The 26,635-nt window shown below is 43.6% G+C and carries 23 protein-coding genes and 3 tRNA genes; 2 read left to right on the top strand and 24 right to left on the bottom strand.

The window, feature by feature from the left end:
* Window positions 1-59 precede the first annotated feature (59 nt).
* From HYV65_02440 to HYV65_02465, 6 genes are all read right to left on the bottom strand, one after another.
* Window positions 60-377: a hypothetical protein gene (locus HYV65_02440; GenBank protein ID MBI2463070.1), complete on the bottom strand. Its 318-nt coding sequence runs from the start codon at window positions 375-377 to the stop codon at window positions 60-62.
* Between the two features lie 324 nt (window positions 378-701).
* Window positions 702-1,712, bottom strand: a complete 1,011-nt coding sequence (locus HYV65_02445; GenBank protein ID MBI2463071.1) for a hypothetical protein — start codon at window positions 1,710-1,712, stop codon at window positions 702-704.
* A gap of 5 nt (window positions 1,713-1,717) precedes the next feature.
* Window positions 1,718-2,575 carry a cytochrome c biogenesis protein CcdA gene (locus tag HYV65_02450; GenBank protein MBI2463072.1) on the bottom strand — a complete coding sequence of 286 codons (858 nt, stop codon included), beginning with the start codon at window positions 2,573-2,575 and terminating at the stop codon, window positions 1,718-1,720.
* 23 nt (window positions 2,576-2,598) lie between these two features.
* The gene (locus HYV65_02455; GenBank protein MBI2463073.1) at window positions 2,599-3,126 is read right to left on the bottom strand and encodes a DUF1573 domain-containing protein; all 528 of its coding nucleotides are present in this window, start codon (window positions 3,124-3,126) and stop codon (window positions 2,599-2,601) included.
* A gap of 375 nt (window positions 3,127-3,501) precedes the next feature.
* Window positions 3,502-3,921 carry a hypothetical protein gene (locus HYV65_02460; protein ID MBI2463074.1) on the bottom strand — a complete coding sequence of 140 codons (420 nt, stop codon included), beginning with the start codon at window positions 3,919-3,921 and terminating at the stop codon, window positions 3,502-3,504.
* 107 nt (window positions 3,922-4,028) lie between these two features.
* Complete coding sequence (locus HYV65_02465; protein ID MBI2463075.1) at window positions 4,029-4,412, bottom strand: S-adenosylmethionine decarboxylase; 384 nt, start codon at window positions 4,410-4,412, stop codon at window positions 4,029-4,031.
* Window positions 4,413-4,651: 239 nt separating this feature from the next.
* On the opposite strand from HYV65_02465, the gene HYV65_02470 reads away from it, so the two are divergent.
* Window positions 4,652-5,296 carry a hypothetical protein gene (locus tag HYV65_02470; GenBank protein MBI2463076.1) on the top strand — a complete coding sequence of 215 codons (645 nt, stop codon included), beginning with the start codon at window positions 4,652-4,654 and terminating at the stop codon, window positions 5,294-5,296.
* A gap of 44 nt (window positions 5,297-5,340) precedes the next feature.
* On the opposite strand, the gene HYV65_02475 is transcribed toward HYV65_02470, so the two are convergent.
* The 11 genes from HYV65_02475 to HYV65_02525 all read right to left on the bottom strand — a co-directional run bounded on the left by HYV65_02475 (window position 5,341) and on the right by HYV65_02525 (window position 14,844).
* Entirely contained in the window at window positions 5,341-5,913 is a 573-nt protein-coding gene (locus HYV65_02475; GenBank protein MBI2463077.1) for a hypothetical protein, read from the bottom strand.
* A 578-nt stretch (window positions 5,914-6,491) separates the two neighbouring features.
* The gene (locus HYV65_02480) at window positions 6,492-6,752 is read right to left on the bottom strand and encodes a hypothetical protein (GenBank protein MBI2463078.1); all 261 of its coding nucleotides are present in this window, start codon (window positions 6,750-6,752) and stop codon (window positions 6,492-6,494) included.
* Window positions 6,753-7,020: 268 nt separating this feature from the next.
* On the bottom strand, window positions 7,021-7,464 hold the full coding sequence (locus HYV65_02485; GenBank protein ID MBI2463079.1) for a hypothetical protein: 444 nt from the start codon (window positions 7,462-7,464) through the stop codon (window positions 7,021-7,023).
* Window positions 7,465-7,466: 2 nt separating this feature from the next.
* Window positions 7,467-7,763 (bottom strand): hypothetical protein, encoded by a 297-nt coding sequence (locus HYV65_02490; GenBank protein MBI2463080.1) that lies wholly within the window; start codon window positions 7,761-7,763, stop codon window positions 7,467-7,469.
* Between the two features lie 56 nt (window positions 7,764-7,819).
* A tRNA-Gln gene (locus tag HYV65_02495) sits at window positions 7,820-7,893 on the bottom strand.
* 85 nt (window positions 7,894-7,978) lie between these two features.
* Window positions 7,979-8,884: an ABC transporter permease gene (locus HYV65_02500; protein ID MBI2463081.1), complete on the bottom strand. Its 906-nt coding sequence runs from the start codon at window positions 8,882-8,884 to the stop codon at window positions 7,979-7,981.
* 209 nt (window positions 8,885-9,093) lie between these two features.
* The gene (locus HYV65_02505; protein MBI2463082.1) at window positions 9,094-9,774 is read right to left on the bottom strand and encodes an ATP-binding cassette domain-containing protein; all 681 of its coding nucleotides are present in this window, start codon (window positions 9,772-9,774) and stop codon (window positions 9,094-9,096) included.
* 146 nt (window positions 9,775-9,920) lie between these two features.
* A complete protein-coding gene (gene prfB, locus HYV65_02510; GenBank protein ID MBI2463083.1) occupies window positions 9,921-10,967 on the bottom strand; it encodes a peptide chain release factor 2 in 1,047 nt (348 codons plus the stop codon).
* A 202-nt stretch (window positions 10,968-11,169) separates the two neighbouring features.
* Window positions 11,170-11,242: transfer RNA gene (locus HYV65_02515), tRNA-Thr, on the bottom strand.
* A 177-nt stretch (window positions 11,243-11,419) separates the two neighbouring features.
* The gene (locus tag HYV65_02520; GenBank protein ID MBI2463084.1) at window positions 11,420-13,537 is read right to left on the bottom strand and encodes a HAMP domain-containing protein; all 2,118 of its coding nucleotides are present in this window, start codon (window positions 13,535-13,537) and stop codon (window positions 11,420-11,422) included.
* A gap of 248 nt (window positions 13,538-13,785) precedes the next feature.
* Window positions 13,786-14,844, bottom strand: coding sequence for a hypothetical protein (locus HYV65_02525; protein MBI2463085.1), 1,059 nt, complete (start codon window positions 14,842-14,844; stop codon window positions 13,786-13,788).
* Window positions 14,845-15,111: 267 nt separating this feature from the next.
* Here HYV65_02525 and HYV65_02530 point away from each other — a divergent pair, with 267 nt between their 5' ends.
* The gene (locus HYV65_02530) at window positions 15,112-16,761 is read left to right on the top strand and encodes a glycosyltransferase family 39 protein (protein ID MBI2463086.1); all 1,650 of its coding nucleotides are present in this window, start codon (window positions 15,112-15,114) and stop codon (window positions 16,759-16,761) included.
* A gap of 528 nt (window positions 16,762-17,289) precedes the next feature.
* Here the strand turns inward: HYV65_02530 and HYV65_02535 are convergent.
* The 7 genes from HYV65_02535 to HYV65_02565 form a co-directional block, all read right to left on the bottom strand.
* Window positions 17,290-17,363: transfer RNA gene (locus HYV65_02535), tRNA-Gly, on the bottom strand.
* A 31-nt stretch (window positions 17,364-17,394) separates the two neighbouring features.
* Window positions 17,395-17,679: a type II toxin-antitoxin system mRNA interferase toxin, RelE/StbE family gene (locus HYV65_02540; protein MBI2463087.1), complete on the bottom strand. Its 285-nt coding sequence runs from the start codon at window positions 17,677-17,679 to the stop codon at window positions 17,395-17,397.
* 239 nt (window positions 17,680-17,918) lie between these two features.
* Entirely contained in the window at window positions 17,919-18,350 is a 432-nt protein-coding gene (locus HYV65_02545) for a septum formation initiator family protein (GenBank protein MBI2463088.1), read from the bottom strand.
* A 281-nt stretch (window positions 18,351-18,631) separates the two neighbouring features.
* A complete protein-coding gene (lepA, locus tag HYV65_02550; protein MBI2463089.1) occupies window positions 18,632-20,527 on the bottom strand; it encodes an elongation factor 4 in 1,896 nt (631 codons plus the stop codon).
* Between the two features lie 129 nt (window positions 20,528-20,656).
* The gene (locus HYV65_02555; protein MBI2463090.1) at window positions 20,657-21,691 is read right to left on the bottom strand and encodes a hypothetical protein; all 1,035 of its coding nucleotides are present in this window, start codon (window positions 21,689-21,691) and stop codon (window positions 20,657-20,659) included.
* A 39-nt stretch (window positions 21,692-21,730) separates the two neighbouring features.
* Window positions 21,731-23,410: a murein biosynthesis integral membrane protein MurJ gene (murJ, locus tag HYV65_02560; GenBank protein ID MBI2463091.1), complete on the bottom strand. Its 1,680-nt coding sequence runs from the start codon at window positions 23,408-23,410 to the stop codon at window positions 21,731-21,733.
* Window positions 23,411-23,626: 216 nt separating this feature from the next.
* Complete coding sequence (locus HYV65_02565) at window positions 23,627-26,362, bottom strand: DUF4012 domain-containing protein (protein ID MBI2463092.1); 2,736 nt, start codon at window positions 26,360-26,362, stop codon at window positions 23,627-23,629.
* Between the last annotated feature and the right edge of the window lie 273 nt (window positions 26,363-26,635).

A 26,635-nucleotide genomic window follows, 5' to 3' on the forward strand; every position in this document is an offset into this window, starting at 1 on the left:
CGCTGCGCGTTTGCGCAACGATTTTTTTTTAAATGACGTAGCAAGATACAATAATAATCTTAAAATAGGTTCCTATACTCCACAGGTCTTCCTTCTGCTAGCGCTTGGTCAATTCCCTTTTTCATACCCTCAGAAATTCCATAATCGGTGTACACTACTGTTGCTTCCGCCAAGCTTCCCCACGCAAGCCCCGCTTCAATACCAATCTCCCGCTCGTCGGTGATTTTATCATCAAGCACTCCCGGTTGTGTATACAAAAGATGGCTAGCAAATGGCGCCTCTCCACGCATCAAACAATCATGAAGACATGCTCGCGCGTATCTTGTATTTCTCTCTATATCACCCGCGTATGGACTTTCAACAATTACTAGCCGCATCTGCACCTCTTTTTAGAAGGATCTGCATACAGATTAACACCCTGCGCATAACTTGCGCAATATCACTATGTACAACAAAGACGTAGTTGCTAAAATAATAGTGTTATCCTCTCGGGGTGTGAGAGGGACAAAAAGGGGGAGGTTACCATGGAACTCTGGATGATTATTGTCGTAGTCGTTTTCATCGTTATGGCTGTCTGGTATGCCAATTCGAAAACCTCTTAAGCTTAATGCGTCAGCTTATTGCTGACGCATATTCATTTTCATACAATATACAACAGAGAGGCGCGGCTAAATAGCCGCGCCTCTCTGTTGTACTAAATGCTACGCTCCACATGACCCTCCACCACCGGTATTTGTTGGCGGCGCAACTTCTTGATAAATTTTTTGCGACCCGCTTGCGCTTGAATAAGCAGCCCCTAACACTTCTTTAGCATCAACATCTTTCCATTCCACGCCACGCTTTGAAAAATATTGAGCAATAGTTAGATACGTATCAGGAAACCAATATGAGTTTGCCTGCAAAGCTATTTTATACATCCGATCTTCTGAAGCGCCTTGCGAAGCCATTAATTCCAAGAGCCCAAGCATTGCCATTCCGTGATTGCAATCAGGAAAATACACGGGGTTATTGCAACATGGACGGTAGATACCTTTTGCCACACGCTCAACCATCTGCTGTTGATCGGTTGTTAGCGTTATAAACGAATAGTGACTGTAATGATTCATGGCATCGCCTTTAGCCAGGGTCCATCCACCGGTTGAAGCAAAGCGATCAGCTCCACCATATTTCTCGTCCTTCATTGGCCCTGAATCCAAAATATCATTTTTATTACCAAGTCCTAACGCCCAAAAAAGATTAAGCAGATAATTTGAGTTCTTGGCATTCATGGTCAGACTGCCATTGGCCGTGCCATAGAGAAGATTTTTATCTTCATCAGACAGCGCTTGACCTCTCTTGGCGTACATTTCTTCCATCCTAGGACCATCAATTACGCCAGAATCTGTCATTTGTTTGCCAATGTCATTCCATTTTACTTCCAGATTCACACCATCTTCTGGCAAAACAACATCCTGAAGCGCGGCATATGCTGGGTCAATCTGCGAGGTAGTCTTTACGTCAGAATTCGCGGCAACCTTAGCCAAATTGTTGCGTGAAAAAGAAAGCGCGAATTTTGGCGTCATTTGAATATGCACCGTAAAGATCTGCAAGCCAACAAAAACAATAAATGATGCGACTATAAACACCGCCCAGCCAATAAACATGGTACGTCCCGAGAGTTGCGCTATCTCGCTTGCTATTCCACTACCATCTTCTTTTTTGAATTCCTCCATAAATATTACTGCTCCTTTCTGCTGAACGCCTTCCAGAGCATAAATAAGAATAAACCTATAATAATAAAACCCCAAAATGCGTCGGGAACGCGGGAAAGAAAGCTAAATAATTGCTGCGACCACATGTTCAGCTGCTCGCCAATTTTTACTTGATATTCAGGCGCCCAGAAAAAATTTCCAGTGAACGCGATAGCAAGTAGAACTACGCCCATTATTAAGAATACCATGCCTGCAAAAAGATTCGTAGAGTGTACGTAATACGTTTTGCCTAGAATCGTGATATCCCATATCCTGCCGCGAATTATCGCGGATTTTTCAAGCTTGAAATGATCGTAGAAGTACGCCGCAACGAACAGCGGGAATGTCATGCCGAATGTATACGCAAATACCACAATGAGCGCTTTCCAAAAAGCTCCTGATATAACAGCTAGTGTTACTGCTCCTACAAGCACCGGCGCGCAGCAAGAGGTCGCCGCTCCAGAAAATAGCCCCAGAACAAAAACTGATTTTACACTCGAAGCGTCCACCGCGGGCGCGATTTTTGACATCTTCCACAAAGAGAATCCTTTGCCCAGCACGGCCATCACCCCAAGAATAAGCATGAATGCACCACCAACTATATACAACTCGCGATGAAAATTCTGAAAGACCTGAGCGAGCCCTGCCGCGCCAAGGCCGATTGGAATAAGCACAGCCGCCACTCCAAAGAAAAACACAACCGTCATCTTGATGATATTTTTTCTCTCCTGAAGGGCTGAGGCAAGATAGGCAGGCAAAAGCACTGTTATACAGCAAGGCGCGAATAAAGCCACCATGCCAGCGAGAAAAGCGGCGAGAATTGAAGCGCTAAAGATAATGTCCATAAAATTTAATTAATATCAATTAATTACTGCGTTACCATAGCCTGGAAATCAAACACAACCTTTGGGAACTTCTGCGAATTAGTCTCAAGATATACTGATCTTTGCGCCAGGCCAACGCCAGATGGGCCATGCGCCGCTGGATCAAATATTGCGGTTACCTTAACCTTTTTGCCTGGAGCAACTGTAATATCAGCGGCTGAAGATGCGCCGCCATGTCCAGGCATGCCAAACTTGCCAAGTTCATTTCCTGCTTCATCGATTATTGTTGCCGTTGTGCACATGCATGTTGTGTATACTTTATAAATATGCACCGGCTCATTGCCGTCATTTACAACATTAAACTCGTGATTCACCCTTCCGTTTGCCATCGAGATAGTGCCAAAATCAAAATTAGTATCGCCTACAACATGTAATGCGCTTGCGGAAAATTCGCTTGCGCCAGCGCTTACGCCAGAATTTTTCTGACCAGCTGTTCCAAGATATACAATTACTCCCAGAAACAACACGGCCCCAACTCCATATAATGCTATTGTTTTTATTTGATTGGTCATAATGAAATTTAATAAATCTCGGCCAGAGCAAGAAATACAACGTAGAGTTGCGTGCGTAAAGCACCGTGGGTGCCACGCACCTCTACGGTGGCAACCACGTTGCTTTACGCAAGAGAATGTATTTCTACGTTTAACAAAAATTACAACAAAATGTAATTTTACGCTAAACGCTAAGGCTGATCCCCGCCAAAGGCGCCTGCCCGCCTTTGGCGGGAAAAAAAACCGTTTATCTTAATAAACGGGCGCGCAACTCAAAAAATAATTTTCACCCCGTTAGAAATACACTGCCTAAAACTATTACGTGATGAAAAATTAATAGTTATACTACAAAGTCTTCACCGCTAATACATAGATTTCTAACAGGTTAAGCGCGCCCTAAAAAGCGTATGAATCGCGATTTGTATGCAGCGCAAACCAACGAGAAAATTGTTGGCGAGATATGAATACCGATTCTTCACGCTCTCGAAGCGTCTCCCTATAACCGTGTAAATAAAAACTACCAAACCCACGCGCAACTGCCACAACAGCAGCGGTGTTCAATAGCGCTATCGCTATCAATAATGCAAAGAGCATCGAAGCGCTTGATTCTGTCGTCGCTCTAGAAAGCGTCTGAAATGTAGATAAATGATGAACGCCAGAGCCGCCAGCTTCCGCATTTTGCCGCGGGCACTCATATCCCATCAACTCAAAAACAGGACACATGTGCCGCGCTACATGCCCCATCAAGCCAAAACCAAACGTACCCATAGCCATTATGCCCAATATAAACAAAAATACGAAAATTCTTGAATTCATATAATTAGTATAGCAAAAATACCCCAAAAAGCGACTTGGCGTAAGCAGTTATTCAAAAAGTCGCCGTGCTTAAGCGCACGACGACTTTAACCCATTAGGGCTTTGCTTCAAGTTCCTCTATTTGGAGGAGGCATCACTTCATAATAATCAGCTTGATTTGCCTCTACTTGAAAGGTCTTGAGAAGATATTGATGAATTTCTACCGGATCATACGGCTTGCAGGAAAATACATCCACGCACACCTCTCCCGTACCGTAAGGAAACGAAAACGTGTGGATGGTGATGTGGGAAAAATCCACTCCGCAAAGAGACGTCAGTCCGGGGTTAGACGGGACCCCTTCAAAACTATGAGGACCTGTCATTATAGTCATCTCGCACATAGCCGCTATATCTCTCAATGCCTGCTCAACGCGGTCTTTGTCCCAAGTGATTTTCTCCGGCACGCCCAAAGCGTCAAAGATCCAATGATAGCGCTTGGTCTGCATTTCCATTCCATAGCCCTCCTTCTGCGCAAATACCCCTACTGTACGATATTGATTTATTCATTCATGATACCGTGCCATAAAAACCCTAGCAATTTGTTAATAATTCCACGCAAATAATAAATACTACTATAATATATGGCAAGTAAAAACGCAAGGCGAAGTCCATTGACGAAAAAGTCGTTATCTGAAAAACTTAATTAATAGGTTAATTGATCTTTCACAAATTCTAGAGGAGGTTGGCTAAATTGGCTACAATAGAAAAAATCGAACTCCTTGAAAATGCTTTATCTCGTTTTCGTCAGGCGCCAATGGAAGAATCCGGAGAAGAAAAAATATTGGCCTATCGAGATGCTGAAATGCGCCTTGCTGATTTCATGCCTAACGAGCTTAATCTAACATCTCTATATCTGCTGGAAGATCATATCGAATCACTAAAAAGGTTGAGGGCAGAATTTCTTGATAGATATCAAATCGATATACTGCGGTTATCATCGGTTCTCCATATTAAAACCGATGACGGCCTGCTAGTTGGGATGGCGCCGCCATTTGTTGAAATCTACGAGGAAACTGTTCGGATAGTCTCTCGCCCGGGAGACAGACGTCCGCCCGCGACAGTTCTGCTTCAAATCCCGGTGCTAATAGATGGCATTCATCGCGCGTGGATCGCCAGAGAAGAGGGACTATCTCTTAGATGTATTGTGGTTAGTGGCGCGTTAAAAGCATATCCGCCTTATGCTTACCCCAATGACTGGTCGCAAGTACGGGTGTACAGCACTAAACCGGAAACCAAAAAGTTTTATCGCCGAGAGGATGCGCATTCCTACATGGCTCCGCTTACGGTTCTGCGGCAAACCGGAGATGCTCCTCCGCCTCGAGAATGGGGTAGATAAAAAATCAAAGACCGCTTGCTTAGCGGTCTTTTCTATTACAAAAATTATAGTGATTTTATTGTACTGATATAAAACGGCAGTTCTTCCCAAGAATGGATGCGGGGGTATTTACTGTGTGGAAAATTGTCATGGGGATCAAAAAGAATGCGGCGCGCCACATTTGGCATCTGGTCGAGCACATTCTGCCTATCATCGATATAGACGGATACGCCTAGACGTTGCGCGACTAATTGCTTCTCTGCATCATCTCGCACAAAAAAGATATTTTCTTTACTTAGGGGAGGAATGATATTTTGCTCAATCCACTTCATGCCATATTCCGCCTCAACGCCGTTACCGCGGCGCGAGATAATGTATATAGGACCAAAAGCCGCCGCTAATTTTTCAATCGTCTCTTTGGCGCTGGGCATTACTGAAGCGCGTAAAGAATCTTCGCCATAAACCATAGCACCAATCTTTGTATAATCATTCTCAGGTATCTTTAATTTCATTATATCAGATACTGCCTCGCCCTCCGTTAAAGAGTGTCCGAGCTGCCTCGCCAGATCAATTTTAGTGCGAGTATGGTCGGCAATTGTGCCATCGAGGTCAGAGGCGATAATTAGGCGATGCGACATATTAAATATTTATTTTGACTTTATATAAGGTAACGCAGCCTGCGGGGCTACGCGATTTTGCCTTTATACAAATTGGTATAAGGTAGCCCAGCCACACAAACGTGTGCGGCTGGATGATTTTGCTTTTATACAAGGTAGCGCAACCCCGCCACGGTGGGGTTGCGCGATTTCGCTTAACGCAAATAGAATCAAGGGTAAAGTTGTTAACGCAGCGCTGCTGCGCTGCGCGATTTTGCCTTTATATAATACGGGTAATAACCCAACGTGTCCTACTTAACACGTTGGGTTATTACCCGTATATTAAATAAGAGCAAAATTGGCTGCGGGACCTGGATTCTCCGCCAGAGCAAGAAATACAACAAAATGTATTTCTACGTTTAAGCGGACTCGCCTTGGGCGAGGAACCAAGATACCATAAAACCCTACGTATTTAGAACAAAGAAATTCTTCTTTGAGCTGGCTAGCTCGGTCTAGAACCTGGGCTTTGAGAGGGATTCTGGGGCTTTTTAGGGATGTCTTATCTACCCGTCTCGGTCAGGGTCATTATACTCGAAACTCTATAAATAATACTGATTTTGTTAACTTCTCTTTTTAATGAAGTCGGAGGCCGTCCCCAACAATTCTGCTCCAAAGCCCAATATTGCTCCTGATATTGCTCCTTTCCCAATAGTATACCAGTTAAATCCACCTCCCCGGAAAACAAAGAAGGTGGCGAGTATGAGCCCTACGATAGCGCCAATGGTTAAACCGCCCCAAACTGCATTCTTTTTTCGCCAGAAAACTACTACCAAAACAACTGTTATGGTTCCAAGAATTTTCCAGATATCAAGGTTTGCCACAATTATCTTTTCAAGAATTTTAGTTATGCGTCTCGGTCAAATTAAAGGCCTCTGTCTAATTTGTTTTAATCTCGTCTTGATTGTCCTAGGCCGTAAGCAAAAACGACAGGAAAGCTAATACCCCAAGCAATCCAAAAATATCTATATTCGTCAAAATCAAGTATGTTAAGTGTTGCTGCTAAAAGCGGAAGCCAAAGCCCACTAGTCCAATATAATAGTATCAATATTTCTTTTGTTTTATAATTCATTTCTCTCTTGCTATAAAACTTTAATTAGACAATTTTTTGGTATTTTCCTGACCCACTTCGGGCGGCGGTTCAATACGACTCTTTTTTAACCAAAGAGTTAAATTCAACGCTGGCAACAATAATGAAAGTATTGCTATAGAAAATAATGCAACCGGATATTTTATAGAACCATTGTTTGTCCAATTCAAGCCATACATAAAATAGTACGCAATTATAACTAAGCAAGTTATTAACCATATCAATGCTTTGTCTTTCTTGGCAAATTCTTGATACTGGGCATTTTTAACCTTGTAAAAATGAACTTGCGCCATAATAAAAACGTATATGGCCCATATTGCACCAATATCCGTTCGAAATACATTAAGAAGTCCGAATCCAACAAGGTAACTCATCCCTTGTAATTTTTGATTGTGCCAAAACAATCCAGATCCAGGAAAAATCAAGTTTATTATTACAGAGATCATATCTATTTAGAAACAATTAATCCAATTATAGCTCCTATCGCTATAAGTAGGATAAAAAAGATGAATCTTTTCCACGAAGGATAATCACTGTATTCATCTTCAATATCCTTAACTAAAGAATTTGCAAAGTTGGAAACTTCCTCAACTCCCTTGTTTCGCGAAGCCGCATGAAGTCCCCGACTCATCTCTAGCCATGATTTAATCTTTCCTCTCAATCTATTTTCTTGATAATGCTGATAGCCAGTGAAGATCAATGAAATAAGTGCAATTATTGTAGGTATTATAAATTCCATGTTCATAATTTAAACTACAAGTTATATATTATGCGCCTCGGTCACCTGACTTAGCATATGACTGGCTGCGGGACCTGGATTCGAACCAAGATACTCGCCTCCAGGGGGCGATGTCCTACCGTTAGACGATCCCGCAAAGCAAAAATGAAAGCCTGCATACAGGCTTTCATTTTTTATATAACAATTTAAGTCATTCGTCCAGCGACTTTGCTTGTACTTATTTACACATGCAAATACCTTCTTGTCGCAATAAAACTGCTAATGATACCAAGGCTCATACCAATAAAAGGCAGTACAAATAAAAGCGAAAAAAAGTTAGCGCGATAATAAGCAAATAAATCAATTTCGGAAAAGACTGCGGAAAAATTGGGGGTCAACAGCCATGTCATCAGCAAAGATAATAACAATGTTATAATGCCCGCAAAAAGCCCGTAGAGCGCGCCTGAAACAATGAATGGGCCGCGAATATACCAGTTACCCGCTCCTACTAAACGCATGATACCAATCTCCTCTCGCGCGGAATAAATAGCCAGGCGTATGGTGTTAAATGTTACCAGCACCACAAATGTTCCTAGCACTATGCTCATAAAAATACCAACACGCTCAATGCTGGAACTGATGGAAATAATTTTATCAATCACCTTTTGATTTTCACGATAGTTAATTTTATCAATATATTGACGATAACCAGAACCCTCTAAAAACGTAGCAATAGATTCAAACTGAGTCGCTTGGGACGCCTTGATGTTCAATGTTGCCTGCAAAGGATTTGAACCAAGCTCATTTAGCGAATCCATGAGCACGGCATTATCTTTATGTTTTTCTTTAAAAGTATCAATGGCCTGATCGCGCGAAATATACTGCACGTCCCTAACCTCCGGGCGAGCCTCTAGCACGCTTTTTGCCTGTAATATATCGCCTTCCTTAGCGTCCGGCACAAAATACACACTCACGTCAACTTTCTGCTGGAGAGAGGAAATAAATGTTTCCGTCATAGAACGGCCGATCACTATAATAGCAATCATGGAAAGTGCCAAAATCATTATACCGATAGTGGCACTTGATACCCAGATGTTACGCCAAAAATTTAGCCAACCGTATTTTAATATTCTAGTGAAAGTATGCATGTGATTAGATTTTGCCACGCGCCGCAGCGCGTTCGCAAAATCAATCATCCAGTAAACTTGCTGAATACAGCAAGTTTACTGGATTCCTGTTATAATTATCTCAAATGTCAAATCGCAAATCTCAAATCAAAATCTTAAATATAAAATCTTCGCTAGTAATTTTGAGATTTGAGTTTCAGTTTTGCGATTTTAGATTTGATTTTTGAAATTTATATCTTATATTTCCCCTTCTTAACATCCCTTGTTATTCTTCCATTCTCCAACGTAACCACCCGCCGTCCAAGCGCGTCAACAATTTCCTTGTCATGAGTTGCCAGAATAACCGATGTTCCAAGCTCGTTAATTTTTACCAATAATTTAATAATTTCCCAAGTATGAATGGGGTCAAGATTTCCCGTCGGCTCATCTGCTAAAATAATTTCCGGACGTTGCACGAGCGCGCGAGCCAATGACACGCGTTGCTTTTCGCCTCCGGAAAGCTCCTGAGGAAAACGATTTTCCTTTCCCTGCAAATCAACTAACGCCAGCGCCTGCGGCACGTCTTCAAAAATTTCGGCATCACTCTTCCCCGCCGCTTCCATCGCAAATGCAATGTTTTCAAACACGGTTTTACTTGGCAGTAATTTAAACTCTTGGAACACTACTCCTATACGCCTGCGATACCCGGGAACCTCGCGTCCGCGCAACGAAAAAACATCAACACCCTTAAAAAAAACTCGCCCATTGGTGGGGTGTTCTTCGCGTAGCAGTATGCGGAGTAGGGTGGATTTACCCGCACCCGAACGTCCAACCAATGAAACAAATTCGCGGTCTTCTATGCGAAGCGTGACATTGTCCAAAGCAGGGTCTTCGTTGGGATAAATTTTACTGACTTCTTGAAATAGAACCATGAGAATTGCTACTTAATCTCAAATCTTAAATGGCAAATCTTAAATCTACATCTCAAATCTAAAATCTTTGTCCGTAGTTTTGAGATTTGAGTTTCAATTTTGCGATTTTAGATTTGATTTTTGAGATTTAAGAATCATTAACTTCATTATACCACAACTTTCTTAGTGCGTAGTCCTGCTTCAATAAATTCCTGAAGATTACCATCTAGCACGTCTTGTATTCGCGTAGTTTCAAGTCCGGAGCGATGGTCTTTCACCATTTGATATGGGTGAAGAACATACGAACGAATCTGGCTTCCCCACTCCGCTTCTTTTAATTCTCCTCGTAATTCTTTCATCTCCTTCTGCTGTTCCATTACTTTTTGCAAATACAATTTTTCTTTCAGAATCTCCAACGCCTTGTTACGATTATCTGCTTGGCTACGCTCACTTTGCACCGCCACTGTAATACCGCTTGGAATATGCTTGAGCCGCACGGCTGTAGAAACCTTATTTACATTCTGCCCACCCGGACCGGATGAACGATAAGCCTCCATTTCAACATCTTGAGGTTTAACCTCAATTTCCTTCGATACCTCCGCAACACGTGGCATCACCTCCACCATTGCAAATGAAGTATGTCGCAGTTTCTGCGCGGAAAACGGCGAAATACGCACGAGACGATGCACGCCCGCTTCATTCTGCAAATAACCGTAAGCGTATTTGCCGTCCACCTGAAAAGTTACTCGCTTAATTCCCGCTTCTTCGCCGCGATGCTCATCCAGTATTTTTATTAAGAACCCTTGGCGCTCGCAGTAGCGAGTATACATTCGCAGCAGCATGCTCGCCCAATCTTGCGCGTCCACGCCGCCAGCACCCGACCAAATAGTCACATAGCAATCATTTTTATCGTACGACCCGGAAAGAAACAGCTTCAATTCTAGAACAGCAAGTTTTTTCTCAAATTCTACTATCTTATTTTCAAGCTCCACAAGCATTGCGTCACCCACATCAGAGAGCGACGCGATTTCCTTCATATACGCAATATCGCTCTGAATGCCGTCCCAAAATTTCTGCTCTTCTTTAAGATCACTCAGCTCTTGCGATATAGCAGCGGCTTTTGAGGGATTATCCCAAAAATCTTTCTTTGCGGTTTCTTTTTCCAGCTCACTGATTTTGAATTGCTTTTCGGGTAAGTCAAAGACGGCCCTCAACAGTGAGGACCCTAGCCTGCAATGCTTGCAATTTTTCTTGGATTGCCTGAATTGTCATGTCACTATATTATATCACGCTTACGCCTAATGAGCCAGGACCGAAGATCCCCCTTCGTCTCTCCTTCGCGTAAAGCTACGGGAGAGCAAAGCAAGGACTTCGGATGGGCGCGGTCGAATTCCGTACCTGCATTTATCCCATTAGAGCCGGAGGGGAGAATCGAACTCCCGACCTACACGTTACGAGTGTGTTGCTCTGCCAACTGAGCTACTCCGGCTCTCCTTCGCTCCGATTAACATCGGGGCTACGGAAGAACTAGCAATTAGGAATATAAACTGCTTGCCCTTCCGAAGCTCTGAGCTTATAGCGAAGAGTGTAGGAGGGAGCTACTCCGGCTCTAACGAGACGAACGAATGTGCCTGCCTCCAACTGCTTTAGTATACCCGCCACAAACTCATTGTAAAGCAAGAGGCAGCTGTACTGTAAATGTACTGCCTCTGCCCTCTTCGGATTCGACAATAATCTTTCCATTGAGCATAGTTGTTATTTTTTGAGCAATAAAAAGACCAAGACCAGATCCTTCGGTCTGAAATCGCACAGCATTGCTGGCTCGGAAAAATTTAGTAAAGATATATTTTTGGTCTCTCTTAGGAATACCTATACCATCATCAGTAACGGAAATGAGAAGACTTTTTTTGCCTTCGATAACGGCAATTCTAATTTGTCCGTCATCTCCAGTGTATTTAATTGCGTTATCAATAATATTACGCAGTACCATTTTCATTTTTTTATAATCAGATTTTATAGTAAGCGGTAATTGTTTAGGAATATCAAGTATCAATTTTCTCTTGCCCAGCTGAACATCAATCTCCGTCTCCTGCATAATTTCTTTAATCAAAGTCGTGACGTCAAAAGATTTTAATTCATATACTATCTTGCCCTCCTCAATCCTGGATGCATCCAAGAGATCATTGATTATACCAATTAAACGATTTATTGTTTTTCGACCCATCTGAAGACGAGAACTTTGCGATTTGTTTAACCGTCCAAAGTCACCTGCAATAAACATTTCTAGCATCCATTTAATGCCGGAGAGAGGCGTGCGTAATTGATGGCTGGCAGTAGCTACAAAGTTACTCTTTAAGTGTTCAATTTCTTTTTCTCTCGTCAGGTCATGTATAACTCGCATAGCGCCCACTCGTTCTTTACCTTCGCCAACTAGCGGAACTAGGATAATCTCAAAAACTCGTTCTTGAGGCGTGGCAACAGCTAGCTCTCGTTTCTCAAAATCTTCAAGGTTTACATTCTCTATTAACTGAATATTCTCAAAGAGATTGTTTCTTTTAACTTCAAGATCTTTCGCTTTTTTACCCACGATATCATTTTTCGACACCCATAGTAGTTCTTCCGCGCGATGATTGAAAGCAATAATCGTGCCTTCAAGATCATACGCAATCAGCCCGTCGTAGAGACTATTCAACATATAAGTCATCTTCTGTTTTTCAACAGCAATAATTTCATTGCTTCTAGTTATGGTCGCAAAAGATTTTTTTAAATTTGCGGACATGTTGTAGAAAGCAAAAGCCAGATCTTCTATTTCATCGTCGGTATGAATGGGAATCTTATAATCCAAATTCCCTTTTCCAAATTCACTAGAAACCAGATGTAATCCCTCAATGGGCTGAACGATCTGCCTGGCTAAAATAAATGCGGCAATAACAGCAAAAAAAAGTATTGCTGCCAGGACAAGAAAAACAAACAGGGTAATCTCTCGTATCGCCGCTAGAGCGATAAAGGTCGGAATTTCAGCAATGACAAACCAGTTAGCATCAATAATCTCTGGCGATGCGTGACCATAAAATGAAATTTGTATCGGCGCGCCAGCGCCCACAACCTCCTGATTTAGTTCGTTGCGATAAATAGCAACTGGAGAAATGTCATTTTTTTGCTTAATTAAAGAAGATACTAAAGGAATGGAAGAAAAGTCTTTTTGTAGAAGAACTTGTGAAATATCAGGATGAGCAACAACGACTCCGCTTCGATCAACAATATAAGCCCTGCCCCCTTCTTCGACTATAGAAAGTTGATTGACCACTTCCTGCATGACCCTTGCATCAACTTTAACCAAAACAGCTCCTTGAAATACATTATGAACATCAAATAGTCCCCGACCAATAGTAAAAAACAGCCTGTTCTTTTCCCAGAATAGCTGACTAATAAAATGGCTGCTTTCTTTCGCTGCTAAAAATTTTTCTTCGTCTAGATATTGCGCCAAGTCTCTTGGGGTAATGACAATCAGTCTATTGACTCGATTAGTCTCTTGGCCATTCGCATCCACTATGGTAATTTCGGAAAAATTATCATGCGAAAACAATAATCTCTCAAGAAAATTTTGCCTGAGTTCAAAATTTTTTGGTAAAAACGAATCAACATTATCAAAATTATCTAATGCAGAAAATTGCAGGCTAACAAATTCAGTAATTTCTTTGGTTACAAAAGAGGCGATGCGCCGTTCTTGGGAAATGGCATTTTCTTTCTGAATGTTTTGGAATTTCAGAATAGTCTGGAGCATAGTCAAAACAAAAGGTATTGAAGCAAAGCCTATCAGAACCACGATTAATTTTGTGCGTAATTTTATCTTAGGAGCAGCCATGAAAATTTTATTATCCAACAAGAGGGGAGAAAATAAATATATTGGTTCTTCCAAACTAGGGCAGATAAAAAATGGCACTGCGACAGTGGAGCGTAACCGACCTCGGGGATCGCCCAAAGGGGCGATCCCCGAGGGGCAATCCCCAAAATTTTATACCCTTTACTTGTCTATTTTATAATAGAAATAGAAAGCATTGAATCTGGAAATTTAATTCCATCTTTCTGAGCCCTGTCCAAATAAATCATCAAAACATTTTTACTTGTAAATTCAAGGGGAATATCCGAAGGCTTAATTCCGTGAAAGATTTTATCCATCATTACCACGGCTTGCTTCCCAGCCTCGGTAAAATCGCCGCTGTAGCCAAAATGTCCGCCATTAGGCAAGTCCTCAAGAGGCGCTACCATTGGAATTCCTAATCGACCGGCTAATTTTGACTCTGCTTCTTCTTGAGCTTCAAAATGATGTCCGGCAATATGATATACAGCATCAATATCGCCCGATTTAATTTGTCCAGCAATCTCATACCAAGCTTTTTCGGCTTCCGGCGGAGAAACCGTTGTTTTATACTCTACAATCTCAAAGCCTAACCTTGGCGCCTGGGCTTTTAATTCTGCGTAAAACTCTTCTCCTACGGGAGGAACTATAAATCCTTCACCAAAAGTGCCAATTTTTTTGATGTCGGGATTAATTTTTTTAAGAAATTCCAGTTGTTTTTGTATAACCTCAACCAAATTAAGGACAACACCGGTCGCATTATTTTCCGAGGATTTAAAAGATTCTGCAAGTCCATATTTTACAGGATCATGAAAATTTACTAAAAATACAATTGGTATATCGCTATTTATCTCTTTTGTAGCCTTCACCGCGCTGATAGCCTGGAGTTCCAGCCCGGTGAAAATCAAATCCACCCCCTGCTCTACAAACCGTTTAGTCGCTTCTTCGGCTTCAACCAACATATCTGGCCCTGGAACAATTCGCGCTTCTTCAAACGTAACGTTGGTATACCCCATTTCCTTAAACCCTTCCTTTACACCTTCAACCGCCTCAATTTGCTGCCTTTGATACAACAGGCCTATTCGTTTTTCTTCCTTCGTTACCGATGAAGTAATGGGTCCAAATAAGGGAACATTTTTAAATATTTGAAACAAACTAAAACCTATTAACCCGACCAGCACTACTATCGCTATAGTAAGAGCGGGGCTAGTTATTTTTGGAAATGCAATCATAGATTTTTTGTTAATTATTAATGTATCATTAGTCTCGACTTTAATTTTACCTTAATTCGATTATATATGATTTGGTTGAATAAATTTAAAATATGAAATTCTGAGTTGAGATGCCCCCTTTGGTTGGATAATATGGACGCGAAGCCCACGTGATATTGGTAAAACTATCATTCACCAAACTATATCCAACAAAGCCATTATATAATATCCATTATAATTACGGAATGTTTATAGATGGGCGCGTGTCGGTGTGGTATAATTTACTATATGAAAAAATTCGTTATTGGCCATTGGGTCGGGTTAGCTCTACTAACGATTATTCTAATTGGCGCATTCTTGCGCTTTTTTAATCTATCAACTCTTCCGCCGGGAATTTACCCCGATGAAGCGCGCAACGGCATAGACGCGCTTCACGCCATGGCCACCGGCCAATATTCAGTTTTCTATCCGGCAAACAACGGCCGCGAGGGGTTGTACATCGACCTGCTGACAATTGTTTTCCGAATATTTGGAGTCAGTATTTTTTCTCTCAAATTAATTAGTGCGGCTATCGGCATGCTAACAATTTGGACAGTATATCTTCTAGCAAAAGAATTGCAAAGATTTATCAAAAGCGAAAAACCGATGTGGTACCAAGAGGCAATCTCTCTTGTTGCTTCGCTTTTTATTGCCACAAGTTTCTGGCATATTAATTTTAGCCGTATTTCTTTTCGCGCAATCTTTGTTCCTTTCCTTCTCTCGCTTGCGACATATTACACATTGCGCATGCTGCGCCGCGGATCTCTCTTTGACACAATTGTTGCCGGCGCGCTTTGGGCGCTTGGCATGTATACATATATTGCATTTCGAGTAGCGCCTATCATTCCCGCATTTCTTATTGGCTCAACGTTGCTGGTTTCGCTAGCGCAAAATCGCGACAATAAAAATATCAAACGTTGGATAAAAATGATTGCCGCGTTTGCATTAAGTGGCATCATAGTATTTCTGCCTCTCGCAATCTACTTCATCACAAACTCAGGCAGCTTTGCTTCTCGTTCAGCTGGAATTTCAGTATTTAGTGAACCTCAACCTATTCTTGCATTTCTGAAAAGTCTAGGCGCGCATCTACAAATGTTTTTCTATCAAGGCGATGGAAATTGGCGGCATAACATTTCTGGCCAAGCCCAGCTCTTGTTTCCCATCGCGCTTCTATTCCTTCTTGGAACATATGTTGTAATACACGACGCTTTTCATGGTTTAAGAACAAGACAATGGGAAAAAGCGATTGGAATGTTAGCGATTGGAATGTGGTTTGACGCGCTTCTTCTGCCCGCGATACTTACCATTGAGGGTATTCCTCATGCCCTTCGCTCAATCGGCGTAATCCCTGTTACATACCTGATTGCTGCTATCGGCTTTGCGCATTTTCTTGGCTATCTACTCCGCCAAAATATTTCTTGGATTCGCTCTGGAGGATTTGCTCTTGCTATCGCCCTTCTTGTAGCTCTTCCACTTACTGCCTATAACCAATATTTCAATGTGTGGGGAAATAATCCTAATGTTCCTGGCGCATTCTCGCAATACTATACCCAAATCGGATATTTCCTTAACGCGCTTCCGGACGATACGCCCAAAGTTGTGTTTGTAAATAGCGATGGCGTGCTTGTGCCGATTGAAAAATATCTTGCCGCACCGACAAACAAAGATAATACAATTCCCATGTCATCGCAAACAACTCTATTTATACAGAATACAAAATCCGTGCATCCGCAAAATACAATCTACGCCACCGAAAAAGAACTTGAAAATTTTATTCCACAAAAAGGAAGCATCGTCATTCCGCTTGAACCAAATGATAAGGCAAAAACTTTTCTTAAAGAAAAGTTTCGTGGTACTGGCCAACAGCCGGGCGGAATATGGTTCTACCAAATGCCATAACTTGGAGCGAGCGAGGAGAATCGAACTCCCGCCTCGACCTTGGGGACAAAGCCAAATTATTTTGGCTTTGTCGGGCGCAAAAGCGCCCTGGGGCGGTGTGGCAGCATCAATTTTTTGTCGAGGCTCTGCCGAGAACTGTATTGTTGCTGTCCACACCGCTATACCTTGAGCGGGATACCAGAATCGAACTGGCGCTTCGACCTTGGGGACACTTTTGCGTATAGCGAAAGTGTCGGCTCCAAAAGGAGCCCGGGTAGTCATGGCAACCTCAATTTTTTGCTCGGAGTCCCCCTTTGGGGGACGGAGAAATTAAGTTGGTGTTGCCATGACGGTACCTTGGCGTTGAACAAACTTAGAGCGAGGTACGGGAATCGAACCCGCGTGTCAACCTTGGGGATAAAAGCCAAATGCTTTTGGCTTTTATCGGACGTAAAAAACGTCCTGGGTGGTCAAATGCCAACAATTTTTTGTTCGAGCCGAAGGCGAGTAATATAAGGCATTTGACGGTACATTGATGTTGAGTAGACTTGGAGCGAGCGAGGAGAATCGAACTCCCGCCTCGACCTTGGGAAGGTCACGTACTACCACTATACTACGCTCGCATACTACCACTATACTAATCCCGCCTATTTTTTATCGATAAATCTCTCTTCTATGCGCCACTTCAATTAATTGAATTTCTTTGGTAGAAATAAATTGAAAAATTACTCGCCAATCTCGAGTAATTCTAAAAGAGTATAATCCCGAGAGTTTGCCTGTGAGATGTTTTGAGTGGAGCTTTGTATGAAAAGGATTCTCTACAAATATTTCCAATAGTTGCGCAAGTTTTTCTGTTGAGGCTTGGGCAATTTTTTCGCCGAAACAAGAAAATGACTTGCGCAGACAATGCGAATCATACGAAAGTATCGAGTTTCTCAAGAAATTCTTTTGCGTCACTAAAGGTATGTTTAGGTTTTTCTCGCGATGCCCTCAGAATACGTTGCACGAATTCAGGACGGTAATCCCCCTCTTTGTCTTTTCCAGCAATACCTATAATAAAAGACTTGAGAAGCTTTACTTCCTGTTTTATACTTGCAGATGAAATACGCGAAGGATTACTCATTAATCGTATTGTATAGCGGACATGGGGCATGTCAATGGCAAATTCTACTCACCTTTCACTGAAAAACAAACTTCCACCACTCGCCCGCTCGGCGCTTTAAGGCATCTTCCGTCGTCTCATCTTGCATGTAATCATCAGCCGCGGCAGCTGGCTTCTGCATCTGCTGTTGCGCAGTATTGTCTTTCTGCTCGCTTATATTATTCTCTCCTCCTGGCACCACAATCACCACCTGCTCGCCGGGCTTTTGCACATTCAACCTTCTGCGTACTTCGAGCTCCAAAACATCACTCTGATTAAATGATTGAATCATCGCGGCAAGATTGTCATTGTCTTTTTGCAAATTAGATACTTCCTCACGCGCTTTATTAATATCCTGTTGCAACTGATATCGTTGATATAACTCTTTGCCAAAAGCTCCTGCAAACCAAGCCATAACCAAAAGCAAAGCGGTGAGCAGTGCGCGAGAGATTGTAGTTTTAGTCATCATACTAAAAAATGACGAGAATAAAAGTTTTTGATAGTGATATGAGTATATACTGAAAAATTTGATGACACGAATATAAAAATGTGCTAAAGTCTATAAGTATGAACGTCACTGGCCACAAATTCCGTACTATAGCCAGGGTGGTGTGGATTTCTATAGTAATCCTTGTCACCTTTAGCATGGTTGGATATCTTTTGATACCGCTATTCTAATAGTAGCGAAAACACACTAAAAATCAATCATCCTTAACTAAATAACCTCGCATATGCGAGGTTATTTAGTTTCTAGCCAGACTTAAACACCTTCATAAAAGTCTCGGCATCAATATTTACATGCCCCATCGCCTTCATGCGCTTCTTTCCTCTTTTTTGTTTTTCAAGTAGCTTTTTCTTGCGCGTGTAATCACCGCCGTACAAATAGCCAGTTACGTCCTTACTCATCGCTGACTTAGTCTCTCTCGCAATCACCTTTCCGCCAATAGTCGCTTGAATCGCGACTGCAAAATTTTCTGGATGAATAACCTCTTTAATTTTCTCCACAAGTTTTCGCCCATCTCTTTCAGCGCGAAGGCGAGGAATAATACGCGAAAACGCCTCAACTTTATCTCCCGCGAGCATTACATCTAGCTTCACAACATCTCCGGGCTGGTCGCCAATAACATCGTACGATAACGACGCGTACCCAGAGCTGATACTCTTTAATTTGTCATAAAAGTCAGTAATAATTTCCGCGAGCGGAGCCTCGTAAGTGATACGAAGTGTTTGGCCGCCGAGAGTCTGCGTATCTTTGTAATCTCCTCTAATAGTTTGCAAAAGTTGCATCACGCCGCTTAAATATTCCGGCGGAGTCATAACTTCCATGCGCACCCACGGCTCCAGTGTCTCTACAATCTCCGTGGGATCGGGAAATTTGGCAGGTGTGTAGATAGTAATTATCTCGCCATTTTTCTTTTTTATTTGATAAATGACAGAAGGTGTGGTTACAACTATTTCTAGATTGTACTCGCGGCGCAAACGCTCAAGCACAATCTCCATATGCAGCATTCCCAAAAATCCGCACTTCCATCCACGGCCAAGCGCCTCTGAATACTCCTGTTCGTAGTAGAGCGCGGCATCGTTGAGCTTTAACTGCTCCAGCGCTTCTTTCATTTCATCAAACGCGCTTTCCTCGCCCGGAAAAATGCTGGAAAAAACCGCTGGCATCGGATCTTTGTATCCCGGCAAAGGTTCGTAAGCACGCAAGTCTTCCCGTTCATGCGTAATAGTATCACCGATTTTTGCGAGCGAAATCTCTTTGAGGCCGGTAGCAATGTAGCCAATTTCTCCGGCGCGAAGTTCCACAGACGGTATGGGAGCTGGTGAAAACGTGCCGACTTCTTTAATCTCGCTCTCCTGACGAGAAACCATAAGATGCATTCGCTCGCGTGAATGAACGACGCCGTCTACCACGCGCACGTGCGCCACTACCCCTTTGTATGAGTCGTACATAGAATCAAACACCAACGCGCGCAAAGGTGCCCCAGCATCACCACCCGGTGCCGGCACCGAACGCACGACTTCATTTAGCAACTCCTCAACCCCCTCGCCGGTTTTAGCAGAAATACGAAAAATGCGATCGGGTAGTAAATTAAATGTTTCAAACACGTCAAGGATTTCACGTTCTACATCATCGGGGCGTGAATGAGGCAAGTCAATTTTGTTTATGGCGGGAATTATTGTTAGCCCCTGCGCGATTGCCACGCGAAGATTTGCTAGCGTTTGAGCTTGCACACCCTTAGTGGCATCGACAAGCAAAATCGCGCCTTCCACCGCGGCAAGCGCGCGCGAAACTTCATAAGAGAAGTCCACATGCCCTGGCGTATCAATCAGGTTGAGTTCGTACTCATCAACGAATAACGAATCCTTTAACGAATTTACGAATTCTAAACTGTCTGTCATTCGTTTATTCGTAATCGATTCGCTATTCGTTGATGAAACCGGTCGATATCGCATTCTAACAGGCTGCATTTTTATGGTAATCCCGCGCTCCTGCTCAAGCTCCATGGTGTCTAAATACTGCTCGTGCATCTTTCTTTTCTCCACGGTTCCAGTCAGCTCCAAAAGCCGGTCGGCTAAAGTCGATTTACCGTGATCCACGTGAGCTATAATTACGAAGTTTCTAATATGTTCCTGCATATACATCAACGAATAGCGAATCGATTACGAATAAACGAATGACGCGTCAATAAGTGTATGCTACGGGAATTTCAGACAATAGAAAAGGGCAGACGTTTATGTCTGCCCTTCGCTCTTGCCCCGCAACTGCGGAGCTTAACCTCGGCAGGCGTTTTCGCCTGCCTCTTCCTCCTCACCAAACTCAACCTCCAACGTGATAGTCACCTTGGTGACCGTGACTGTCACGGGCGCCACTACCGTGACCGTGATCACGGTAGTGGCTGTAAGCGGTTCTACCTCAGCGATCGGCGGAGGCGGCGCGTGGTCGTCGCTGCTGCCACCTTCCGTGACCAATGAAGGGGCATCATCGCCGCCTCCGCCCCTGGCCGACTCGGCCGAAGGCGCGGTTTGCGCTACCTCCTCTAGCGCTACCGCCACAACCGGCGACTCAACTGCCACGGGGAATTCACTCTCCCTGTAGGCAGGTCGGACACGACGCGGTGTCTCGGCGGGGAACACTACTTCGTCGTCCTGCCGCTGCCGGCAATTCCGGCACACGTCAATCATGGCCAGGACGATGACCATGATGACTAAAAGAAGTAGAAGGATGGCGATAATCTCCAACAGGAGAATCGCCACCCCCACAAACCAACCCGCATCCCAGAGGGAAAAGCCCCCCGCCGCAGCGACCAAAGCCGGAGTAACGGGCTGGTCCTCCGCCACAACATCAGCGGCGGCAGTGGCCACCACCGGTGATGGGTTCGGAAAGCGCCATACCCCTCCCGGCGGGTCATACAAGACCCCACGAGGTTCAGGCGCATCGCTTACGCCCGCTACACCTTGCTCCGAAGCCGTCGGAGCAACGGGGGTATCCGCCACAACATCAGCTGACACCCAGCTCGCCGGCAAACGGAGAACCATCGTCGGCGGGAAGATCCAGTGACAATTGTCACTGGAGGCCAGACCGCGACCATTGGCCGCGGTCTCAATGCTCGCGGCATTAGTCGCGTATAGCTCGGGCCACCGGGTACCATCCCCGGTGTACTCCTCCGCCAACCCCCAGCACGTCATGCCGGGGACCACAACGATCTCTTCAGGACCCGCCGCCAGAGCGACGGACCCACCGCTTGCAATCATGGCCAAAACGGCCATGAAAATAACTGTAAATCGACGCATTACACCCTCCTTCATCACTAAACCTCTCCTATCAGTGCATAAAAGTATAACAGATTACTGATTTTTTGTCAAATTTAACGCACTAAAAAGTTTATTTTTGTAATCCTCGACAAATGTCCATTCCGGCGCGCGAAGCAAAAAAAGTCCTCCCAAGTAAACAAGTATGCCCGCAATCCCCGCTCCCAACCCCTGCGTAAACACTCCCCAAAATGTGGTTAGCGATATAAATGGCGCGAGAAGCATCACTCGCAAAACAAAATACGCGACAAGTCCCGCAATTATAGAAACAAACACAATTCTTATAAACGCTAAAATTATTTCTCGTTTATACTCGCCCTCGTATCTCGCAAAAAAAGCGCCAAACAAAAAAATAAGCGTAATAATTCCCGCAATAGCAAAAGCAAGTGGCAATCCCAACAAGGGAATATTTGCAAGATCACTAACTCTAAATAATACGCCGAGTTGTGGCGCCATGCCATCTTGCAACGACACGAATACAAAAAATACGCTAAGCCCTATGTTTATTAAAATACCGCCGATGTTTATTGCTACTGGCGTTATAGTATTTTGCACCGCGTAAAACGCGCGCGCTATAACTGGGTTTAAACTATGAGCAAAAATACCAATACAAAAAATGCCGAGCACCGCGGCGGTAAGCCTTGTTTCCGTCCAACCAAACGCGCCGGCTCCAAGCGCCACTCGCACGACTTGCGCCCGTAAAACAAAAAGCAGCACGCTGGCGGGAAGCGCCCAAAACAAAACATGCCTAACCGAGAAAGCGAAGGTATCCAAAAACAATTTTTTATTCTTTCCTGAAGCCGCGTGCGAGAATGCCGGAAAAGTTGCGGTGGCATACGAGATGCCAATAATACCGATGACCATATATTGTAAATTGTCAGCCAAAGTAAAAATTGCCACGCTACCAGCGCCGAGCAAAGAAGCGATTGCGGTCGTTACAAGCACATTGACTTGCGAGGCGGCGAGGCCAATTGAACGCGGAATAATCAGCTTGGCTATTCTGATAAAATCAAATCCACGCGGAGTAAATACTCCTTGCCAGCGAAAACCAACTAGCCGCGCTGAAGGAATTTGTATCGCAAAATGAGCCGTAGCGCCCAGTACCACTCCCCATGCAAGTCCGGCAATGCCAAGTATCGGCACAAACATAAAGGCGCCAAAAATAATTCCAATGTTATAAAAAATCGGCGCAAACGCGTACGGCACAAAACGATTAAACGCTTGGTTCACGCCTGAAAGCATGGCGCTCATGCCAAGAAGCAACGGGCTTATTGCCATGATGCGCGAAAGCAAAATAGCGATTTCTCTTTTTTCTCCTATAAATCCAGGCGCTATAAGCGACATTAACCACGGCATTATGATAATGCTTAAGATAGCAAACAAGGAAAGCAGTGCCGCCATGATGTTAAAAAAATTTGCCGCAAGTTTCCATGAATATTCTTCTTCTCTATGTCGCGCTTCAATAAATACCGGAATAAAAGCCGCGGCAACAGCGCCCGCGATTAAAATATTATAAATAAAATCAGGAATGCGAAACGCTGTAAAATAAACATCCAGAGTATCTCCAGCCCCAAACAAAGACACCAGTACGCGATCACGCACTAGCCCCAAAACACGGCTCGTAAAAGAAGCGATGACGAGAAGCATCGCGGCAGATTGAATTATGGCTCTGTGATTGGTTATTATAGATGGCATTACGTGGCGATGCGCTGGCATGATAGGCACGCCAGCGCATCTGTTATATTTCACTTAAGCTAAGTTGACCTGAACAGGACTTGCTCGTTTATTTATTCAAATTAAACAAAAATAGCTTGTCATCTCGAAGTCATAGCAATGACGAGAGATCTCTCGCGCCGCGCTCGAGATGACAAAAATAAAAATGAAATGAATCTAGATTTGACGAAATACGCCAAAATCCCAAGCTCTAAGCCCCTACTTCTTCTCAATTACGCACCCAATGTGCCTATCACCATACAACGAATCCCGAAAAACGTTCAATGTCGCGCTGGTTGCTCCCTCTTCTGAACACCATACAAAATTACCCCATGCGCCAACATCAAACTTGAGATCAACGGAAGGAAAAATGCCCGCTTGCGCAAATTTGCTCAAAAAGTATGATGTCCGATCCGTCATTTTTCGTGGAATCGTGTATTCTATTTCCACCGTCTGTACTTTTCCTGGCCTCACTATCATCCAATTACCAAATACCTGCATACTATTTTCCTGAAAAATATCGGTGCCGCTCGCGCTATCGCGCCTCGCGCCAAGCCCGGTTGACTCCACAAGCACATCGCCCTTAAAATCATTTGCCCGATAATCAAATTGTGAAATTTGCGGCGCCTCGGAAAATCCCTGCGCGCGCACGAGCTGCGACCCTAGCGGCGCGTAAAACCTCATATAATCAACATTTGGCTTATTATACCAATCATACGGCGTGCTGCCTCCATTGTGCGAACGCGTCACGCGAATTACGCGATTGATAGAGCCGTCGTCTTGAACGGTTGTCGCTACCTCTTCTTTGGTTGTTGTAACCTTATCAGTTTTGTAACCCCCAATATTACTATAGACAACAGCAAAAAAGTCTTGTATCTCATTCGGCTTTGCGGCAAGAGGCGCTGTAACCTTGCCGCTCCATCCCTGATCGTTAAAAATTTTCTCAACCTCGTTATCGCGCGAATACATCATTATATCCTTTTGCTGAAGGCTTTGCGCTAAAGCATCTAAAATTTCCGGCGCGCGATCCGCAAACGCCATGTTGACCTTATCCATTAAAATAGGAGTCATGTCGGCTAAAACTTTTTTAGGCGCATTTTCTTTTTTGTCATAATTTACTTCAACTTGTTGCTGAATGATGTCAGAAAAATTTTGCGCGCTTACCGTAAGATTGTATTGCGGCAAGCTGATTGGTCCGACTATGCGCAAAAGCCGCTCCACTACCGCGGGTGTTAACGCAATTACGCCATCTGGAGTTTCTCCGCCGGTCTTTTCATAAAACCACATAATTTTTTCCGCCGATGTCGGAAAATCAAAAAACCAATTTGAATCATGCATAGACCATGCCGTTGAAACATACTCAATTGGCTTGGGTGGAATTATTTTAACTGTTAGTTGGCCGTCCGCATTGTAAATTCCATCAACAAATAAGCTGGTCATTTCTCCTTTAGACAGTTTCATAACGCCATACGTTCCGACGAATCCGCCCGTTGCGCGAATCTCCGCCGAGTTTTGAAAAATCACAAGATACGTTTTTGGATTATTGTCTCCCAAGAAAGTTAAAACGCCGTCAGAGTACGACGAAAGGGCGGTAAATAAACCCCGCATTGTCGCAATACGTTCTTTTGCTAAAAGGAATTGGTCGCGATATTCGGCTGGCAAATCGCTGGCGCTAACTTTGTCCATATATGTTTTAGCATCCGCGAGATCTTGTTGGGCAGACAAGGCAGACTCGCTTGCCTTAAGAATAACGGTTGAAAGCAGTGGGGCAGCAGACTCCTCTTTTGCCGTATCCATTGGCATTACGGAAGCGGTAAGCACGCCCGCGACGCTACTCAATCTCTCTCCAGCGCGAGAAAGTTTTGCGCCAGCTTGAATAAGATACACGCCGGAACGCGGCTTACTTTCAAAAGGAAGCATTGAAATTACCGCGACGAATCCCTTGCCCATACTGTTAATGCTTTGTTCGGCTTGGACAAACTGCTCGTATGCTTTGCTAAAACTTACCGCGGCTTCATTAAAACGAAAACCCTTTGCTGCTTCTTGCGCGTCGTTAAGAGTTGTGTATGCTTCCGTAGCGTCAGCCAATATGTCATCTTTCACGTTCATACCGTTTGCCCACGCGCCTCCCGTAAGCACTAGGCACATCATCACAACACTAGAAACAATGAATCCCGATGAAGGAAAATGACGCTTTTGTTTTCGCGCGGTGGCTTTGTTATAAAAAGAAGCGCGATGATATTCTACGTTTTCTGAAATATTTTCGGGCGCGATAAAATTATGAGAGAAATACGCAAGCGCTTCTTGCTTTGCGTTCGACAGTTCAATATCTTGCCTAGCGCCAACAATGGACAAACTCTTTTCTGGCCTAAAAAAAGATTCTTCGGGCGCGCTATTTGTCCTTTCAATTCTATTAAAATTCGTCGGAGTTTGCCTCGCGTTGAATGTTTGTTGCGACCCATACCGCGATTCTTCTCTTTTTGCAATACTCCATACTTCACGCAATTTGGCATCATTACTGTCAAGATCCTGCATTGCCTGCAAAACCTCTAGACGCGAAGGCTCTTTTAATTCTTCTGTAGTACATATCTTGGGCTGTACCATACCTACTAGCGTTGACCGCGCTTCAACTGGCGACGCCCCAGCTTTAGTCTGCAAGAGTTTTTTGGGCGCCAACCTAATAGCGGGGGTAATCGCTTGCCCCGTCTCCTGTTTTACGATTTGCGATTTCTTCTTTGCGACAAAAGAAGCGACGTGTGACGCGTAATATGCCCGCGCTTTTTCAACTTTCGCGCGCTCAAGAACCCTCTCTTCAAAAGCAATCTTTTCCGCTATCTCTCGCACGTCAACTTTCTTGCGATATATCTGGGAACGCCAACGCAAAGAATCTCTTTTTTGCGAGAAAGAGAAAATATCGGATGCATCAACATCGCCCTTTGGATGCTCGGGATTCATTACAATTATTATACCACTTCGCTATTCAATAAAAAATGTGGATTAAGTTAAAACACAAATTTCTAATTTTTAATTTCTAATGGCGTTGTTGAGTAAATCCCGAACACGATAGTTTTCACCTAGTGTATTCAAGATTTACTCAACAACATAGGAGTCCGGCATACCAAGAGCAGTCATGATATTCAATGCCTTGCAGCGTAGGAATAGCTGGACTCGTTGATTAATAAAAAGACGTGCTTGTACCTTGTCAGAAAAGATAGTTTTAAGCCTAAA

The sequence above is a fragment of the Candidatus Spechtbacteria bacterium genome (assembly GCA_016188605.1).
Classification (GTDB): Bacteria; Patescibacteriota; Minisyncoccia; order Spechtbacterales; family JACPHP01; genus JACPHP01.

Coding starts and splice junctions, on each gene's coding strand:
- HYV65_02440 (MBI2463070.1), bottom strand. CDS start 377: ATGCGGCTAGTAATTGTTGAAAGTCCATACGCGGGTGATATAGAGAGA.
- HYV65_02445 (MBI2463071.1), bottom strand. CDS start 1,712: ATGGAGGAATTCAAAAAAGAAGATGGTAGTGGAATAGCAAGCGAGATA.
- HYV65_02450 (MBI2463072.1), bottom strand. CDS start 2,575: ATGGACATTATCTTTAGCGCTTCAATTCTCGCCGCTTTTCTCGCTGGC.
- HYV65_02455 (MBI2463073.1), bottom strand. CDS start 3,126: ATGACCAATCAAATAAAAACAATAGCATTATATGGAGTTGGGGCCGTG.
- HYV65_02460 (MBI2463074.1), bottom strand. CDS start 3,921: ATGAATTCAAGAATTTTCGTATTTTTGTTTATATTGGGCATAATGGCT.
- HYV65_02465 (MBI2463075.1), bottom strand. CDS start 4,412: ATGGAAATGCAGACCAAGCGCTATCATTGGATCTTTGACGCTTTGGGC.
- HYV65_02475 (MBI2463077.1), bottom strand. CDS start 5,913: ATGTCGCATCGCCTAATTATCGCCTCTGACCTCGATGGCACAATTGCC.
- HYV65_02485 (MBI2463079.1), bottom strand. CDS start 7,464: ATGATCTCTGTAATAATAAACTTGATTTTTCCTGGATCTGGATTGTTT.
- HYV65_02490 (MBI2463080.1), bottom strand. CDS start 7,763: ATGAACATGGAATTTATAATACCTACAATAATTGCACTTATTTCATTG.
- HYV65_02500 (MBI2463081.1), bottom strand. CDS start 8,884: ATGCATACTTTCACTAGAATATTAAAATACGGTTGGCTAAATTTTTGG.
- HYV65_02505 (MBI2463082.1), bottom strand. CDS start 9,774: ATGGTTCTATTTCAAGAAGTCAGTAAAATTTATCCCAACGAAGACCCT.
- HYV65_02520 (MBI2463084.1), bottom strand. CDS start 13,537: ATGCTCCAGACTATTCTGAAATTCCAAAACATTCAGAAAGAAAATGCC.
- HYV65_02525 (MBI2463085.1), bottom strand. CDS start 14,844: ATGATTGCATTTCCAAAAATAACTAGCCCCGCTCTTACTATAGCGATA.
- HYV65_02530 (MBI2463086.1), top strand. CDS start 15,112: ATGAAAAAATTCGTTATTGGCCATTGGGTCGGGTTAGCTCTACTAACG.
- HYV65_02545 (MBI2463088.1), bottom strand. CDS start 18,350: ATGATGACTAAAACTACAATCTCTCGCGCACTGCTCACCGCTTTGCTT.
- lepA (MBI2463089.1), bottom strand. CDS start 20,527: ATGTATATGCAGGAACATATTAGAAACTTCGTAATTATAGCTCACGTG.
- HYV65_02555 (MBI2463090.1), bottom strand. CDS start 21,691: ATGAAGGAGGGTGTAATGCGTCGATTTACAGTTATTTTCATGGCCGTT.
- murJ (MBI2463091.1), bottom strand. CDS start 23,410: ATGCCAGCGCATCGCCACGTAATGCCATCTATAATAACCAATCACAGA.
- HYV65_02565 (MBI2463092.1), bottom strand. CDS start 26,362: ATGAATCCCGAGCATCCAAAGGGCGATGTTGATGCATCCGATATTTTC.